At 49.7% G+C, this 19008-nt stretch carries 8 protein-coding genes; all 8 read left to right on the top strand.

What is annotated here, in order from left to right; translation table 11 throughout:
* The first annotated feature begins 40 nt into the window (after positions 1–40).
* Positions 41–3217, top strand: coding sequence for a TonB-dependent receptor (locus DXD78_RS08540; RefSeq protein WP_005834643.1), 3177 nt, complete (start codon positions 41–43; stop codon positions 3215–3217).
* Positions 3218–3260: 43 nt separating this feature from the next.
* Positions 3261–4883 carry a RagB/SusD family nutrient uptake outer membrane protein gene (locus DXD78_RS08535; protein WP_009037735.1) on the top strand — a complete coding sequence of 541 codons (1623 nt, stop codon included), beginning with the start codon at positions 3261–3263 and terminating at the stop codon, positions 4881–4883.
* 40 nt (positions 4884–4923) lie between these two features.
* The gene (locus tag DXD78_RS08530; protein ID WP_005834641.1) at positions 4924–6381 is read left to right on the top strand and encodes a glycan-binding surface protein; all 1458 of its coding nucleotides are present in this window, start codon (positions 4924–4926) and stop codon (positions 6379–6381) included.
* Between the two features lie 130 nt (positions 6382–6511).
* Positions 6512–7945: a cellulase family glycosylhydrolase gene (locus DXD78_RS08525; protein ID WP_005830286.1), complete on the top strand. Its 1434-nt coding sequence runs from the start codon at positions 6512–6514 to the stop codon at positions 7943–7945.
* A gap of 31 nt (positions 7946–7976) precedes the next feature.
* Positions 7977–10049: a glycoside hydrolase family 97 protein gene (locus tag DXD78_RS08520; protein WP_005834638.1), complete on the top strand. Its 2073-nt coding sequence runs from the start codon at positions 7977–7979 to the stop codon at positions 10047–10049.
* Positions 10046–13771, top strand: a complete 3726-nt coding sequence (locus DXD78_RS08515; protein ID WP_227741076.1) for a glycoside hydrolase family 2 TIM barrel-domain containing protein — start codon at positions 10046–10048, stop codon at positions 13769–13771. Before DXD78_RS08520 ends, DXD78_RS08515 begins: the two co-directional genes overlap by 4 nt.
* Before the next feature lie 26 nt (positions 13772–13797).
* Complete coding sequence (locus tag DXD78_RS08510) at positions 13798–15858, top strand: beta-galactosidase (protein WP_005830295.1); 2061 nt, start codon at positions 13798–13800, stop codon at positions 15856–15858.
* Positions 15859–15880: 22 nt separating this feature from the next.
* Complete coding sequence (locus DXD78_RS08505; protein WP_009037732.1) at positions 15881–18988, top strand: glycoside hydrolase family 2 TIM barrel-domain containing protein; 3108 nt, start codon at positions 15881–15883, stop codon at positions 18986–18988.
* Positions 18989–19008: the final 20 nt, after the last annotated feature.

Here is a 19008-nt window from a genome sequence, read left to right as displayed (position 1 = left end):
TTTTAATAACAGTTATTTTTAAATCTTAAATTAAAGTATTATGAAGTTACACGCAAATGTATGCTCTCAATGGGAATGGACAAAATTGAGACAATTGCTTGTTATCGTGTTACTAGGTTTGGGTATTGTTTCCACGTATGGACAAACCAAAACAGTATCCGGTATCGTTAAATCAGAATCGGGCGGTGAGCCACTTGTAGGAGCCACCGTCAAAGTGAAAGAAACCAATACGGGCGGCATTACCGACATCGACGGCCGTTACACCATCCAGGCAAATCTGGGACAAACATTGATAGTCTCTTACATCGGCTACCGCACCAAAGAGGTGAAAGTAGAGCGCACCACCCGCATCGACATACTGCTGCAAGAAGACAATGAGATGCTGGACGAAGTAGTAGTAGTGGGATACGGTACGATGAAACGCAGTGACCTGACCGGTTCCGTAGTCAGCGTGACGGGTGACGAACTGAAAAAGTCCGTAGTCACCTCGCTCGACCAAGCTTTGCAAGGACGTGCCGCCGGTGTGCAGGTGACCCAGAATTCCGGAACTCCGGGTGGCGGTATCTCGGTCAGCATCCGTGGTATCAACTCCTTGAACGGCAACGAACCGCTCTACGTTATCGACGGTGTAGCCATCTCAGGCAACAACACCAGCAACAGCAGCGTGCTCAGTTCCATCAACCCTGCAGACATCGTTTCCATGGAAGTATTGAAAGATGCATCGGCCACAGCCATCTATGGTAGCCGCGCCTCCAACGGTGTAGTACTCATCACCACCCGTCAGGGCGAAGAGGGCAAAACGAAGGTCTCCTACGAAGGTTACTATGCCTTGCAACAGCTTCCCAAGAAACTGGAAACACTGACACTCCCCGAATATGCAGTTTACCAGAACCTCCGCGCCGCCACCATCGGCTTCGGTGCACGCGAAGAGTTCAAAGACCCCTCACTCCTCAGCCGCGGTACCGACTGGCAGAATGAAATCTTCCGCACTGCCCCGATGCACAACCATCAGATAAACATCTCCGGAGGTTCGAAGAGCATGAAATACTCGCTCTCCGGCGGCTACATGCAGCAAGACGGTATTGTATTCGGTTCGGACTTTGAGCGTTTCTCTTTCCGCGTCAACATGGACAACGACATCAACAAGTGGCTCACCACCGGCTTGCGCGCCTCCGTAGCCCGTACACAGCAGACCAACAACGTAGACGGTTCGGGTGCCATCTACAATGCCCTGAACCAGCTCCCCGAAGTGCCTGCCCGCAACCCGGACGGCAGTTTCGGCATGCAGACGGAGAACATGTATGGAACTTACTTCTCCAACCCCCTCTCCGACCTTATCCAAAATGAAAACTATAGTCGCAACACACAAGTCTATGTCAACGCCTTTGCCGACATCAAGCTGTGGAAAGGACTCGTATTCCGCACGGAATATGCCGCCAACTTCAATTACAGCAACGACTATAAGTTTACCCCCTCCTACGACTACGAGCACTTCAAGCAGCAGTCGTCAGCAAGCCGTGGAGCCGGCAACGGAAGCAACTGGACATTGAAAACTTACTTTACTTATAATAATACCTTCGGCAAACACGGCCTCTCTGCCATGCTGGGACACGAAGCGCAAGAAAACAAGTACGAGTCGCTGAGCGGCAGCCGTACCAACTTCCTCTTCAACTCCGTACACGAACTGGATGCGGGTGATGCCACAACAGCAAAAGCCAACAGTTCCCGTGGTTCATCCGCCATCGAATCATACTTCGGCCGTCTGAACTACAACTACGACGACCGCTACTTGCTGACCGCTACGCTCCGTGCCGACGGTTCGTCTTCGTTTGCCAAAGAAAGTCGTTGGGGTTGGTTCCCTTCGGTAGCATTGGCTTGGAAAGTCAACAACGAAGCTTTCCTCAAAGATGTGGAAGCCATCAACTCACTGAAACTCCGCCTGGGTTGGGGTGTAGTAGGTAACCAATGGGCGGGTTCCTATGCCTACGGCGTCACCATGGCTTCGGCAGCCTCCATCTGGGGTACTGGTTTCTATGCAGGCAACTATCCTAATCGTGAACTGAAGTGGGAAGAAACAAACTCCTTCAATGTAGGACTCGACCTCGCCCTCTTCAACAACCGCATAGAGTTCATCGCCGATGCTTATTACAAGAAAACGGACAATCTGCTGATGCAAGCTTCTCTTCCTACCTACGTAAGCGGTCTGATTCGTGCACCGTGGGTCAATGCCGGTGCCATGACCAACAAAGGTGTAGAATTTACCCTGAACACGCACAACATCCAGACACGTGATTTCACCTGGACCTCAGGACTCACCTTCTCCATCAACCACAACGAAGTGACGAAGCTCTACTCCGAATCATCCGCTATTTCGGGAATCAACGGTTCGGAAACACTGACCTACACCATGGTGGGCGAACCGGTCGGGCAGTTCTACGGCTATAAAGTAATCGGTATGTTCAAGGAAGAAGGAGATTTCTACAAGAAAGGTGCCGACGGCAACTTCCTGCTCGACGAAACGGGCAACCGCATCCAAGTAGCCATCCCGAAAGACCAGACCATCGGCAAATCGGGCATCTGGGTAGGTGACTACATCTATGAAGACCGCGACAACAACGGTGTAATTGATGAGAAAGACCGCACGTTCCTCGGCAATCCGGCACCCAAATTCACGTTCGGCTTCAACAACTACCTTTCTTATAAAGGATTTGACCTCAACATCTTCCTGAACGGCTCGGTGGGCAATAAGGCTATCAACCTGATTCGCCGCACCTTCACCGATCCCATGCGTAACAGCAACCTGCTGAAAGAAGCTACCGGCATTGCCCAAATCGCCATGCACGACCCCGAAGTGGGCGACGAGGTACTTTCCAATGTTTACGTGGCCAACGCCGATGCAGCCAAAGTACAACGCATCACTACCAGTAGCGCCAACGACAACAACCGTATCTCCGACCGCTTTGTTGAAGACGCTTCCTACCTCCGCATAAAAAACATCTCGCTGGGGTACACCTTCCCACAGAAATGGTTGCGCCGTTTGCAGATAGACCATCTGCGCCTCTACGTCAACATCCAGAACCTCTGTACCATCACAGGCTACAAAGGCTACGATCCCGAAATAGGCGCTTTGAACTACAATGTATTGCTACGTGGTGTGGACGATGCGCGCTATCCTTCGCAACGTATCTATACATTTGGCCTTAACTTCAATTTCTAATGAGCCAGACAAATCATTTATCATTTAAAATCTCAATATAGTTATGAAACACAGATTTCTAACCCTTATATCATCGCTCCTTCTGCTTACGGCATGCAGCGACTCATTTTTGGAACGTGCTCCCGAAGGAAACTACGTAGATGTGACATACTACACTTCCGACGATGCACTCGAACAAGCCACTGCACCGCTTTACAACCGTGCATGGTTCGACCTCAACTCCCGCGCCATCGTGCCGCTGGGCAGTAACCGTGCCAACGATAACTTCAGTCGCTGGGGAGCTCCCGAGTTCACCAACTTCAAGGTGACAGCCCTGAGCGAAAACCTTGCCAATGCATGGACAGGTTTCTACTCGGTCATTACAATGGCCAATGCAGTTATCAGTGATGTGCAGACCAAATGTAGCAACAGCGTAAGCGAACGTGCCAAGCGCACAGCCATTGCCGAAGCCCGCCTGATGCGTGCTTGTGCCTACTTCTACATGGTTCGCCTCTGGGGACCGGTTATCATCATCGAAGACAACGACAAAGTGGTTGCCAATCCCATGCAACCGCTCCACCGCGAAGAAGATGTGCTGGAACTCGTTATTCGTGACCTCACTTATGCAGTCGAGAATCTTCCTGAAGTGGCAACCGCCAAAGGACGTGTCAACGCATGGGGTGCAAAAGGCATGCTTGCCAAAGTCTACCTCGCCCGCTCAGGCTGGAAAGGAGGCACACGCGACAACGCCGACCTGGAGAAAGCCAAGGAACTGGCCGCCGACGTGATAAACAACAGCGGCATCAGCCTTTACGAAAACTATGAAGACCTCTTCAAGTATAAGCACAACAACAATCCCGAATCGCTCATTGCCATGCAGTGGGTGCCACTGGGTGATTGGGGCGTATGCAACACTCTGCTTGCCGACCTCGCCGGCAACAGCAAGATGACCGGCGGTGTAAACGTATGGAGCAGCTATCAGGCAAGTATAGATATGCTCCAGCAATATGAGTTGGGCGACACTATCCGCCGCAACGCCACCTTCTGCACACCGGGTACATACTATTCATACATCTGCATTGCCGACGGTGGTTATACTTACGACGGCGCCACCTCTTGCATTAAAAAAGGTGTACCGGGCGGTCCGGACGACGACAACGACGGTTATATCCAGTCCATGAACTCTCCGCTCAACACCTACATCCTACGCCTTGCCGATGTTTACCTGACCTATGCCGAAGCTTGTCTGGGCAACAGCGAAGAACTGACCGGTGGTCCCGGCCTGGAAGCATTGAACCAGGTGCGCGACCGTGCACGTATCCCCCGCAAGGAACGCGTAACCTTCGAAGACATCATTCGCGAACGCCGCGTAGAGTTCTCGATGGAGTATTGTAACTGGTATGACATGGTATCGTGGTATCACTGGAAACCCGACTACATGCTGAATTACTTCCAGAACCAACACCGCGGCTACACAGTAGACCTCATCGTGAAAGACGAAGACGGTTACCTCCACTTCGGCAAGAAAGAAGGCGACACTTTCCTCGAAGGCATAGAAAATTGGCAGGAACCGGGCGAGAACATCGAAATCCACCACGGCAACATCCTGATGCCTTATCCGGAAAGCGATGTCATCCAGAATCCGCTACTGAACGAAGAACCGGTAGCATACGAATTCAGTGAATAAACCAAGTTATACATTCATTATCTCAAATAACGACTTTAATATGAAATATATACATTTTCCTTTTGTGTTGCTCACCATCCTGTTGGCATGCAACCTTTTCACCGCCTGCAACGATGACGAGGGCGGCGGTGTTCCCGTAATCCACCACATCCGTCTTGTCGACCCAGAGAAGGCCGACAGTACGTTCACCGATGTAAATCCGGGCACCATGATTGTAGTCATCGGCGAAAATCTGAATGATGTGCGGAAAGTGTTCATCAACGAACAAGAAGTTTCGTTCAATAGCAACTACGGCACTTCCACCAGTCTCATCCTCACTATCCCCGGCGAATTGCAACTGACGGGTGCCAACCCCGAACTGAAAGGCGAACTGCGTATCGAGACCTCGCACGGCATTGCCACGTACTCCATGCATGTACTCTCGCCCGCACCCTACATCACCCGTGTAGCCACAACCTTCCCCGTGGAGACGGGCACGCCTCTGCGCATCGTGGGCGGTAACTTCTACGAAATTCAGCGCGTTTATTTCACCACTGCCGTGGACGACATCACCAATGCACCTGTTTCGGTAGAAGTAACGGACTACACGGTAAACAAGAACTTTGACGAAATATCATTCAATGCTCCCGCAGGCCTGATTGATGAAGGCAGTCTGGTAGTGGAGTGCTATACCGCATCCGCATTTACTCCCTTCCGTCGCACAGCCCTCCCACCAAGTATCAGCAAGGTAAGCTCCATGATGCCTATCACGGGTACCACAGTTACCGTACTGGGACAGAATTTTATGGATATCGCCTCCATCACAATGGGCAATCGCTCGGTAGATCTCTCTACTGTTACCGTAAGCGAAGCTAACGATATGCTTACCTTTACCATGCCGCGTGCACCGCAAGGCACTTGCTCACTCGCCATTACCACAATGGGCGGTACTGCCGAAGTTCCGGGCTTCTATCCTTTGGAGAATATAGTATTGAACTATGACAACATCGGTTGGTTCTCCTGGGGCGGGCAAGCTGTACCCGTCACTGCCGACGGTACAGCAGCTCCTTTCTTCTCGGATGGTAAATGCTACAGCATATCAGGGGAACTTTCAGCATGGAATTACTGGTGGGGCCAATTGCAGAACGGTGCCGTATGGGGCATTGACACAGCCTTCCTGCCTACCGATACACCGACTTCCGAACTGGCTTTGCAGTTCGAATGCTTCGTGGCAGTGGAATATGGCGAAGGTCCTGTATTCCGCATCTACCTCAAAGGGAATGAGGCTCACAACTACACGAACTATCGTCCGGTGAGCGACTTCACCGGAAAAACCGAAGTAGGCCAATGGATGCAGTGCAGCATTCCGCTCTCCGAACTGGTAGACGAAACCACTTGGGGCGAGTTCCAAAAACGTGACGGTGACGAGTTGGCACTCCAGATGACAAACCCCAGCGAAAACGGTCCATACAACATCGAAATGTATTTTGATAATTTCCGAGTTGTCAAGATACAATAATTTGAATTAAATTCTGGCACAGGATTACACAAAGTGACACCTTCTTTTAAACTCTTAGACGCTGATTCAATTGAATCAGCGTCTAAAAATAAATACACCGAAATTATTAAAACGAAATTTTACCGATACCATGACACAAATCTTCAAGAAAACCTTATTAACCAGCCTGGTTCTATTTCTGATGACAGCTTGCTCTGACGATAAAAAGGAGCTGAAAATCATCGTAGAGCCTACTTCTTTCCATTTTGAACAAACGGGTGGTAGCAAGAAATTCGGTATCACCCCCAATGAACCAGCCACTTTCCAAAGTTCGGAAGCATGGTGCAAAGTAACCTCGGAAAGCAGCACTCCCGTACAGGCAATCTATAACATAACCGTAGAACCCAACACTACGCCCGACGTGCGCAACGCCATCATCACCGTCAGCGTAAAGGAGCATATACAAGAAATCAACGTGGAGCAGGCGGCCTATATCCAAAGCGATGAACCGGAAAAATACACTGTACGCGAGAATCTCACAACCCACCAACTGATTAACGAAATGGGACTGGGCATCAACCTAGGCAACACGCTGGATGCCGTGGGCGACTGGATAGACCCAAGCAACATTCTCAATTACGAACAAGCATGGGGAAGCCCTATTATCACACAAGAAATCATTGAAGGATATGCCAAAGCGGGCTACTCATCTCTGCGCATACCGGTCAGCTGGGGCAATCTGCTGTCCGACGACTTCAAAGTGCATCCTGACCTGATGGACCGCGTAGAGAAAATCCTAAACTGGACCCTCGACTGTGGCATGGTGGCTATCATCAATATCCACCACGAAAACGAATGGATTAAACAAGTACCCACCGACAGCAAAGCAAAAGAAAAATTCACTTCCATCTGGAAACAGATATGTGAACGCTTCGAAAAGTACGGTGACCACTTACTGTTCGAGCCAATGAATGAAATCGGATACGATGAGATTTGGACTCCGTGGGGCGGTAGTGAAGCCGACAAGGCAAAGGCACTGGGATACGTGAACGACCTCAACCAGCTCTTTGTCGACATAGTAAGAAACAGTGGCGGCAACAACGCCAAACGTCATCTGTTGGTGGAAATCTACAACACCAACTTGGAGTATGCTTACGACCCCTTGTTCAAGATGCCGAATGATCCCGCAAACCGACTTGCTCTTACAGTGCATTACTATACTCCCGCAAACTTTGCCATACTGGGTGGAGGCGAGGTTGTCGATTGGGGTGTAGGCCGGGAAAGCTGGGGAACGGAAGCTGACTTCAAGGAACTGAACGACAATATGGACCTACTGAAGAAGAATTGCGTAGACAAAGGAATCCCCGTCATCATAGGCGAATATTGCGCCGACTCCAGAAACAGAACAAAGGAAGTGATAAGACTCTTCTGTGTTTCCGTAACCGAAGCCATCTACTCGCGCGGCATGTGCCCAATGCTATGGGACACTCCGGGGGGACAATACAACCGACAGACTTGCCAGTTCGACGACCCTCTCTTCTTAGAAGAAATGATGGCTATTCCGGTTAAATATCCACGGAATTAAACAAATATTCATAATCAATAATCAAATAAAAATGAACAGAATCAGCACTTGTTTCGCCAGCCTATTGCTTTCTTGTGCATTGACGGCACAAGCACAGCAATATCAACTGAATTCACCGGACGGAAAACTAATTGTCAACATCGAAGCCGGACAAGCCCTCAACTGGGCGATTGCCCACGACGGTACCACCGTTCTTTTGCCTTCAGACATTGCCATGCAATGCACTGAATCTGAGGGAAAGCCCATTGCTTTCACCTTCGGCAAAGATGTGAAGGTGACCAAAGCTACCCGCACTTCCGTCGACACTTCCTTCCCCACTCCTTTCTACAAAAAGGCGAGTGTGAAGGACACTTATAACCAACTCACGCTGAAATGCCGTAACGGCTATAGCATACAGTTCCGCGCCTACGACGACGGAGCCGCCTATCGTTTTGTTTCCGAACTGCGCAAACCTTTCTGCGTGAAGGACGAGATTGCCGAGTTCAACTTCGACCGCGATTACCACGCTTTCGTGCCCTATATTAACGACAATCGCGCCGGCGAGCGTTACTGCTACTCCTTCGAGTCCTACTACGATGAGGCCCCCCTCTCTCGCATGTACAAAGACTCGCTTGCCATTACTCCGCTGATGGTAGAACTGGAGAACGGAAAGAAAGCCGTCATTATGGAAGCCGGATTGTCCAACTATCCCGGCATGTTCCTCACTGCCAACCCACAGATGCCCCACGGAGTGAAGGCAGAATTCGCCCCCTATCCACTGGAAACAGTCATCGGAGGCTATGACCGCTTGAACCTCGTCCCTACCAAACGTGCCGACGTTATCAGCAAGCCCAACAATGCCCCCTACTTCTGCCCCAACGGGCGTCCCACAGGGAAACAGACCTATCCTTGGCGTGCCGTGCTTGTTGTTACCCACGACACACAACTCGCCAACAACGACATGATGCAACGCCTCGCACCCGAATGCCGCATCGCTGACACATCCTGGATTAAACCCGGAAAAGTGGCATGGGACTGGTGGAATACTTGTAACCTGACCGGCGTGGACTTCAAGGCAGGCATGAATACGCCCACCTATAAAAAATACATCGACTTTGCCGCCGAAAACCAGCTGGAGTATATCATCATCGACGAAGGTTGGAGCGGAAAGGAATCATTAATGGAAGACATCAGTCCCGAAATCAATCTCGAAGAACTGGTGGCATACGGCAACCAAAAGGGCATAGGCATCATCCTCTGGGCAAGCTGGCGCAATCTTACGGGAGGAGGCGACATCTCCCCTGCCGTGGAACAAGTTATCAGCCACTACGCACAAATGGGAATCAAAGGTTTCAAAATTGACTTCTTCGACCGCGACGACCAACTCGCCATCTCTTCTACCGAACAACTCGCAGCATGTGCCGCCAAGCATCACATGTTGCTTGACCTACACGGACTGAAACCCTTCGGCATCCAGCGCGCCTATCCCAACATCCTCAACTTTGAAGGTGTGAAAGGACTGGAAAACAGCAAGTGGGAGCCCATCGTGAACGGTGCACCCTTGCATGACTTCCCGCGCTACGACGTTACCGCCCCCTATCTGCGCCAACTCGCCGGTCCGATGGACTATACGCCGGGAGCTATGGTAAATGCCACCCGTTCCCTGTTCCGCTCCGTCAACGACCACCCCATGAGTCAAGGTACACGTGTACACCAGATGGCTATGTACACCGTCTTCGAAGCACCCTTGCAGATGCTTGCCGACAGTCCCAGCAAATACATGAAGGAACAGGAATGCACCGACTTCATCGCCAAGGTTCCCACTACCTTTGACGAAACCATTGCTCTTGATGGTAAAATAGCCGAATACATCACGATAGCACGCCGCAAAGGAAACACTTGGTTTGTAGGCAGCATGACCAACTGGACTCCGCGTAGCTGCACCATCGACCTCTCCTTCCTCAGCGAAGGCAACTACGAAGCCGAAATCTTTGCCGACGGCATCAATGCCGACCGTGAAGCTACCGACTATAAAAAAGAAGTACGCATCGTCACTGCCAAAGACAAACTCAATGTACAACTGGCACCCGGCGGTGGATGGACAGCACGAATTACAAAAAAATGAATCTGAGAAAACTGTTTCTGCCATTGTGTTCAGTAGCCTTGTGCCTGCAATCCTATGCACAAGACAAATCCTTCCTTAAGGATATGCTCTGGTATATAGACAACCCTTCTGTATTTGAAAAAGGACAAGAGGAAGGACACGCTTGGCATATGCCCGAAAAGAGCATGCTACTGAATGGGACATGGAAGTTTTTCTGGTGCGATACACCGGAAGGGATACCTGCACACTTTTTTAACCCCGAATTCCCGGATAAGCAATGGGGCGACATCAAAGTTCCCTCAAACTGGGAAATGCAAGGTTATGGTGACAAGCTGTTCAGAAATGTATCTGCTCCCTTCGGGGTGAATCCACCACATGCTCCCAAAGAGTATAACCCTACCGGACTATACCGGCGAACATTCAAGGTACCTGCAAGTTGGGCAGCAAAAGACCAGATATTTTTAAGGTTCGAGAAAGTGGCATCCGCTTCTTTTGTATGGGTCAACGGTCATGAAGTGGGCTACAATGAAGGAGCACAAGAACCTGCCGAATACAACATCACTCCTTATTTGAAGCCGGGCGAAAACACGCTGGCTGTCTGTGTACTAAAGTATTCGGACGGCTATTACCTGGAAGGACAAGATTATTGGCGACTGGCCGGAATCTTTGACGACGTATGGTTGTACGCCACACCTGCTGTCAGGATATTCGACTGGCAAGTAATCACAGAGTTTGATAATACGTATACCGATTCGCAGTTAAGTATTCAGGTAAAAATCAAGGACTACCAAAAGAAGCCAAATGAGAATTATGGATTGAAAGCTTACTTAAAGGATAAAAACGGCAAGATTATCTGTAACTTTTCCGCAGCTCCATTTGAAATGGACGCTGCGGAAAAGACAATACAGTTGCATACCTTGGTACAAGAACCCCGGAAATGGACAGCCGAGACACCCGAGCTTTATACGCTCGGTCTGGAATTATCCAATCCGGCCGGTCTGCAGAAAGACAAGATAGAAACGGTCATCGGATTCAAAAAGACGGAAATCAAAGACGGTGTTTTTTATCTTAACGGTATCCCACTGAAAGTCAATGCACAAAATTCGCACATGCAGCATCCCGAAGAGGGACATGTCATGGACGAAGCCACCATACGCAAGGATTTTGAATTGTTGAAACAGTTTAATTTCAATGCCGTACGTACCTCTCACTATCCTCCGGTGAATAAGTATTTGGAACTGGCCAATGAATACGGGCTTTATATCATAGACGAGGTGGGCGATGAAGCCCATGCCTCGGAATGGATTTCAAGTCTCCCGGAATACGAAGAGATGTATCGCGAGCGATGCCGCAGAATGGTGTTACGGGACAGAAACCATCCCTGCGTCTTGTTCTGGAGCGCAGGAAACGAAAGCGGTGAAGGTATCAACATTACCCACACCATTGAAGAAGGGAAATCGCTGGACCCCACCCGCTTCTGGATGTATGGCGGAAATGCATTCTCCCATCCGGCAGAAGATATTATCGGACCCCGTTACCCTACTCCTATGGAACTGGAAATGCAGGTAGGCATAGGAGAGGATTCCCGACCATCGTTTATGGATGAATACTTATCGGTTGCAGGCAATGCCGGCGGTGCCCTGGACGATTATTGGGAAGCCATCTACCGACATCCCCGCCTGATAGGAGGGGCCATCTGGGATTTTGTAAGTCCGGGACTGACCGAACGGATAAGGCAAGTGGACGACCTTTCGCCCTTCCATACTCCCGCCCATCTGATGGGAAATGCCCGCTTGGTGAAGGAAGGAAAGAACACGGTGCTGGACTTGAACGGTCACGACCAATGGGTAGAGGTCTATCGTGCAGACAATGTGGAGTTGAACAGTAATGAACTGACACTCACTTGCAGAATCTACCCCCGGAAACTGGTAAGCAGTTGCGGCTCATTCATCACAAAAGGCAATTATCAGTTCGGGCTGCAACAACGCGGTAAAGACAAACTGGAATTTTATATCTATACTGATAAAAAGCATTCCGTATGCGCCTCCTTGCCTACTGACTGGGAATACAACTGGCATCAAGTGACGTGCGTCTACGACGGACAGAAAATGTCCATCTATATAGACGGAGCAGAAAAGGCCTCCACACAAGCATCGGGCAATATCCGGAACTTCCCCTACCCCGTCAACATCGGTCGGAATGCAGAAACACACGGCCAAGAGACTTCGGTCTACATCTGCGATGCTCAAATGGACGAAGTCGGCATTTTCGCCAAGGCACTGACTTCCTCTTTTCACCCGGAAGAAGCCGCTCTGTGGCTAGATTTTGAGCAAGAGACGGAAAATGGTACATTCTACAGTTACGGCATCGGTGCACGTACGTACGGCAGCATCTGGCCCGACCGTAGCGTACAGCCCGAAATGTGGCAAATGAAGAAAACCGGACAACCTCTTTCTTTTTCCATGTCGGATGTGACAGAGGGAGTCGTTGAGTTATGGAATCGCAATCATTATACAAATGCTTCCCGATATGCCATACGATGGGAATTGAAAGAAGATGACAAGGTTATTCAATCGGGCGACTTGGCACTCTCAACAGCGCCGCTTAGCCAAGAGCTGGTGCACATACCTTATAAGAAGCCAGCCCTGATTCCCGGCAAAGAATACCGCCTGATGCTTCATGCCGTCCTGAAAAAAGATGAATTGTGGGCAAAAGCCGGACATGAGGTGGCATGGGAAGAACTTGAACTGCCTTGGAGCCTGCCATGCTCTTCGGAAGAAAAGGCTCAAGGCGTACCTTCCTATTCACTTTCGGAGAAAGAATTGGTTGTCTCCGGAGATGGCTTCAAATATGTATTCAACCGTACCGACGGACAACTGACGTCGATGGTTGTTCAAGATATGGAACTGCTGGAATCACCGCTCCGGCTGAATCTTTGGCGTGCCCCGCTGGCCAATGAGCTGGACAACTGGAATGCCTCCAGCGCCCGCTCCTCCAACTGGAAAGAAGGTTACGGATACACGGTAGCCACAGAAATGTATTCTGCAGGGATTGACCGCCTGACACATCAGCCCCTCTCTTTTTCGGTGTCCGAAACCACCGAAGGCGTACATATACACATCATTGATGCGGAATTGATGGGCAAAGGAGAAAAAGAGAAAAAAGACCTCTACATCGAAGGAGTACAGAACAACGGCATCATCAACCACTATGAGTATATTATCAATAGTGAAGGGACGATAGAGATACGCCATGTATTGAAGCCTGAAGGGAAAATGCCGCTTTGGTTTCCTCGCATAGGACTTACGCTGACCGTAAGCGATGCGCTCGACCAAGTGAAATGGTACGGCCGAGGACCGCAAGAGAACTATCCGGACCGGAAAACCGGCTATCCGATGGGGATATATGCCTCTACCGTACAAGCTATGTACGAGCCCTATCTAATGCCACAAGATTACGGATTGCGGACAGATGTACGCTGGCTGCAACTGACCACGGACAAAGGCATCGGCCTTCAATTCAAGATGAACGAATGGTTCAACTTCAACATTTATCCGTACAGCACAGACAATCTGACGAAAGCGATGTATACCTACCAATTGCAGAAGCAGAAAGGCATGACCCTGAATCTCGATTATGCCACTACCGGGGTCGGCTGTACGGCCCGCGGTGTATTCGGTGCTTACAAGGCGATGCCGCAGGAATATCGGAGAACCATCAGCATAAGACCTATGATGAAATAAAAATATTGTATCGGACTGGTAAGATTATGAAAAACAAAAATTACTTTATTCTATTAGTGTTGTTTTTAAGCGCTTTACAAATAAAAGCGCAGTATTCATTCGACAACGTGCTTTATGGTGCAGCCTACTATCATGAATATATGCCCTATGAGCGACTGGATGAAGATATCCGGCTGATGAAAAGAGCCGGCCTGACAGTAGTGCGCGTTGGAGAATCTGCCTGGGGAGTATTTGAGCCGCAAGAAGGAAATTTTGAATTTGAATGGATGGACCGCATTCTGGACAAGATGCATGCAGCAGGAATCAAAGTCATCTTGGGAACTCCCACCTATTCCATTCCTGCATGGCTGGCATACAAACACCCGGAAGTGCTGGCAGAACACGCCAAAGGAAACAAAGCCTATTATGGAATCAGACAGAACATGGATTTTACAAACCCGACCTACCAATTCTATTGCGAACGGATTATCCGCAAGATGCTGGAAAGATATGCACAGCATCCGGCAGTCATCGGGTATCAAGTGGACAACGAAACAGAAGCGCGCGGAGTAAACAACAGAGACTATTTCTTCGGATTCAGGAACTACATCAAACAGAAATTCAACAATGACCTGAATCTGCTTGCCAAGGAATGGGGAATGAACTACTGGGGAATGAACATCAACACCTGGGAAGAGTTCTATCCGCGCGATGGAGTGACAAGCCCCTCGTACAAGAATGAATGGGAACGCTATAACCGGAAGGAAGTGGCCGATTTTCTGAATTGGCAGTGCGACCTTGTAAATGAATACAAGCGTAAAGACCAATTTGTCACCCACTGCTTTATGCCCGACTTCCATAATATAGACCAAGTGGAAAGTTTCAGGCAGATGCAATATCCTGCCATCAATGTCTATCACGATGTACAGGATAAACAAGACGGCCAGCGCATCGCTTATGCCGGTGACTTCGTGCGCACCGTGGCCGACAACAATTACATCGTCATGGAAACCAACGCACAAGGCATCGGCTGGGATGCCCGCACCCAGTTTCCTCCCTACGACAACCAGTTGCGGCAGAATGTGTACGCACATTATGCTTCCGGAGCCAATATGGTGGAATACTGGCACTGGTCTACCCTGCACTACGGGCAGGAGACATACTGGCGAGGCGTGCTGGGCCATGACCTCCAGCCCAACCGCATATACAAGGAATTCACCACCACCGCCAAAGAGTTGGAAAGAATAGGCAGCCACATCGTGAACTTGAAAAAGAAAAACCGGGTAGCTATCCTCTACAGTCATGATTCTTATCATGCTCTCGGCTTCATGCCCTACACTTACAAGAGCAATTATCCCATTGATATGGTGCATAAAGCCCTCTATTTCCAAAACATAGAAACGGACATCATCCCTTGTGACAAGACAACCGATTTCAGCGGATATGACATGCTTGTCATTCCCCCTTTGTATGTGGCTACCGACCAATTGCTATTAGCCATTGATGAATTCGTACAGTCCGGCGGACACGTGGTAATGATGCACAAAAGCGGTTACTGCAATGAGCACTCCGCAGTTCGGGCCACCTTGGCTCCCGGGCCGCTACGCAAAGCCTGCGGCTTCCATTACCAGGAATTCTCCACTATCGGTGACTTATCATTAAAGGATAACCCCTTTCAATTAGAGGGAAAGAACCAGATAAGCGACTGGTATGAATTCCTGATTCCCGAGACAGCCACCCCGTTGGCTTATGCAGAGCATCCGTTCTTCGGCAAATGGCCCGTTGTCACCGAAAACAAGTATGGCAAAGGCAAACTGACCTACATAGGAGCCTACCCTTCGCAGGAATTGCTGAATGCCATCGTGCGAAAGGCAGCCATCCATGCCGGTATCATCTCTTCAGAGAGCGACGTGTTCCCCATCATACAGCGTTCGGGAATAAACAAAGCCGGAAAAGCCATCCGTTACTTCTTCAATTACAGCAGCGAGAGTAAAGAAATCACTCATAACTATCCGACATCCAAAGAGCTGATTTCCGGCAAGACTGTAAAAGAAGGAGACCATGTAACATTGCCCCCCTGGGGAGTTCTCATCATGGAAGTTTATTGACCATCAGAAAACATGAGAAAAAATGAGAAAAAAGATATTTGCCTTTCTATTGCTAAGTGCCCTATATGCCGGCGTCCAAGAAGCTCCGGACTGGGAGAATCCTATTGTAGTCGGCATCAACAAAGAGCCGTATCATGCCACACTGACATTGCCTTCGCAAAAAGTCGATTGCAAAGAAATCATATCCCTGAACGGCAAGTGGCGATTCCAATGGTCTGCCGACCCGGGAAAGCGCCCGGCCGACTTCTACAAGAATGATTTCAATACCGACACATGGGATACCATCACAGTGCCGGGAGCATGGCAATTGCAAGGTTATGGGAAACCTATCTATTCCAACGTAAACTATCCCTTCCAGAAGGATGCACCCAGAGTGACAAGCGAGCCTCCCGCCGAATATTACAGTTACGGGCACAGAAATCCCACAGGCTCTTATGTCACCACGTTCGAAGTGACGCCCGATATGAAAGACAAGTGCCTATACCTTCACTTTGAAGGAGTAAAATCGGCCATGTATGTCTGGGTAAACGGAGAGCGGGTAGGCTACAGCCAGAATTCGATGTCGCCTGCCGAGTTTGACATAACCGAATTTGTGAAGAACGGAGCCAATCGTCTGGCAGTGGAAGTGTATCGGTGGTCGGACGGCAGTTATCTGGAAGACCAGGACATGTGGCGGCTTAGTGGAATACTCAGGCCGGTAGAGCTATGGGTACGTCCCCGGACAAATATCCGGGACTATAGGTTCAGCAGCGACTTGTCGGACGACATGCGTTCAGCTACATTCGGAACCGAAATTTGGATAAGAAACCAGACCGACCGCAAAGTAAAAGACCTGACCGTAGAAATAAACCTGGTGGGGAAAGACAACAGAGGAAATAAACTCGACAAAAAAATGGTGGCTCCCGTAGGTACTATTCAGGCCTTTTCTGAAACGAGCGTCACACTGTCCGAAATGCTCCGGGAGCCTCAACTATGGTCTGCCGAAAAACCGCATCTATATGACATCCACATCAAGCTTCGCAGGAAGAATGAACTTTTGGAATCGTTCGAATACCATTGGGGCATACGGAAAATAGAAATCGCGGGAGACGTCTTCAAAGTCAACGGGAAAGCCGTCAAGCTGAAAGGAGTGAACCGTCACGACTTCCATCCCCGTATGGGATTCTTTGTCGACAGCCGGACGATGGAGAGAGATATCCGGCTGATTAAACAAGCCAACATCAACATGATACGCACGTCCCACTATCCACATCTGCCATTGCTGTACGAGCTATGTGACAAGTATGGAATCTACGTAATGGACGAAGCGAACCACGAAAGTCATGCCTACGGTTTGGGGAACAAAGTATTAGGAGACAACCCTCAATGGACACTGGCCCATGTGGACCGGGCAGTAGCCGTGGTGGAAAGGGACAAGAACCATCCGTGCATCCTATTCTGGTCATTGGGCAACGAGGGTGGAAGCGGTGCCAATTTGCGAGCTATGGCAGACACAATCCGTGCCTTAGACCCCACCAGACCGATATACGACGATACAGACCGCACCGTATCCGATGTCTATGACGAAGCTTATCTGCATCCCGACGCTTTGAAGGAACTTGGCGAGAAAATAACCGACCGCCCCGTATTCATGAGAGAGTATGCCTACGCCATGGGAAATTCCATCGGCAACCTCAAGGAGTATTGGGATGTGATTGAAAAGGACGAAAGTATTATCGGAGCTGCCATTTGGTGCTGGGTAGACCAAGGCATTCCTAAAAAGCTTAACGGTGCACCGTTAAGTTTCGGCGAGAGCCCCTCGTCACTCCCATTACTGCCCGATGAATTCTGGGCGTATGGAGGAGATTTCGGGGACTATCCCAACGACGGTCCCACCGGCATTAACGGGCTGGTATCTCCCGACCGGGTGCCTCACCCCCATTACTATGAAGTACAAAAAGTATATCAATACATCAAGTTTGAAAAGAAGGGAACACAGCAAATCAAATTGACCAACGGGTATGCGTTTTCCGATTTGGATGAATTCGATTACAGCTATGAGTGGATATGCAACGGAAAGGCTGTACGCAACGGCGACCTCCACTTGTCCGAAGGGAATCTGCTGGAGGTACCTTCAAGACCGGATAAGTGTGGGGAACTTTGCCTCAATGTATATGCCACGTTGAAGGAATCCACGACGTGGGCAGAGAAGGGCTTCAAAGTTGCCAAGGAACAACTTACGTATCATGACTATGAATTCCCACAATTGAAGGATGACGGCGGGAAGGCCACGTTTAAGGAGACACCCGAAGCGGTGGAAATTATAGCCGCCGATGCCTTGTTCACCATAGAAAAAGGTACCGGTGCTTTGGTGAGTTGGCGAGTCAAGGGAGAAGAGTTGTTGCACAGTGCCTTGGAACCCTATTTTTGGAAACCGGCAAATGACATTCAGGTCCGCAACGGCTACAATGAACGTTTGAGCGCTTGGAAAAATGCAGAGCAAAAACGTATCGTAAAGGCATACCAAGCAACCGTAAACGATGGTATGGTGATAGTGGATGCCAGTCTCTCCCTCCCCCGGATAGGAGCCGGTTACCATCTCCGCTACACTGTGGACGGCAAAGGCCGCATACAAGTAGAAGCAACCTATCAGCCTGAAAAGGAAGATATTCCGCTGATGCCCAAATTCGGTATGCGCATGAGAATGCCCTCGGCGCTGAACCGGATAGCCTGGTACGGACGCGGCAAGTTCGAGAACTATCCCGACCGCAAGAGCGCCGCTTTCCTGGGAGTCTACGAGTGTGGCATACACGAATTTATCACGAACTACATCGTACCGCAAGACAATGCCAACCGGTGCGATACACGCTGGTTCATGCTGGGAGACAGTGAGCGATGGAAAATACAAGTCAAAGGCTTGCAACCCCTATGTTTCCGTATATGGCCCTACGGGGAAGAAGACCTGGAAGGGAAAGAGCATGCGCACGAACTGCCCGAACGCGACTTCATCAACCTGAATATCGACTCCAACATACACGGAGTAGGTGGAAACGACGGATGGGGCGCACAGACCATGAAGCCATACACCATTGACGGCAATCGCTCCTACCGGTATGGGTTTATCATGGAGTATATGGACAAAACAGAATAATCCGTTCATCAATGCATTCA

The organism is Bacteroides sp. D20 (assembly GCF_003436255.1).
Taxonomy (GTDB): domain Bacteria; phylum Bacteroidota; class Bacteroidia; order Bacteroidales; family Bacteroidaceae; genus Bacteroides; species Bacteroides uniformis.
This window is presented reverse-complemented; position numbering and strand designations above follow the sequence as displayed.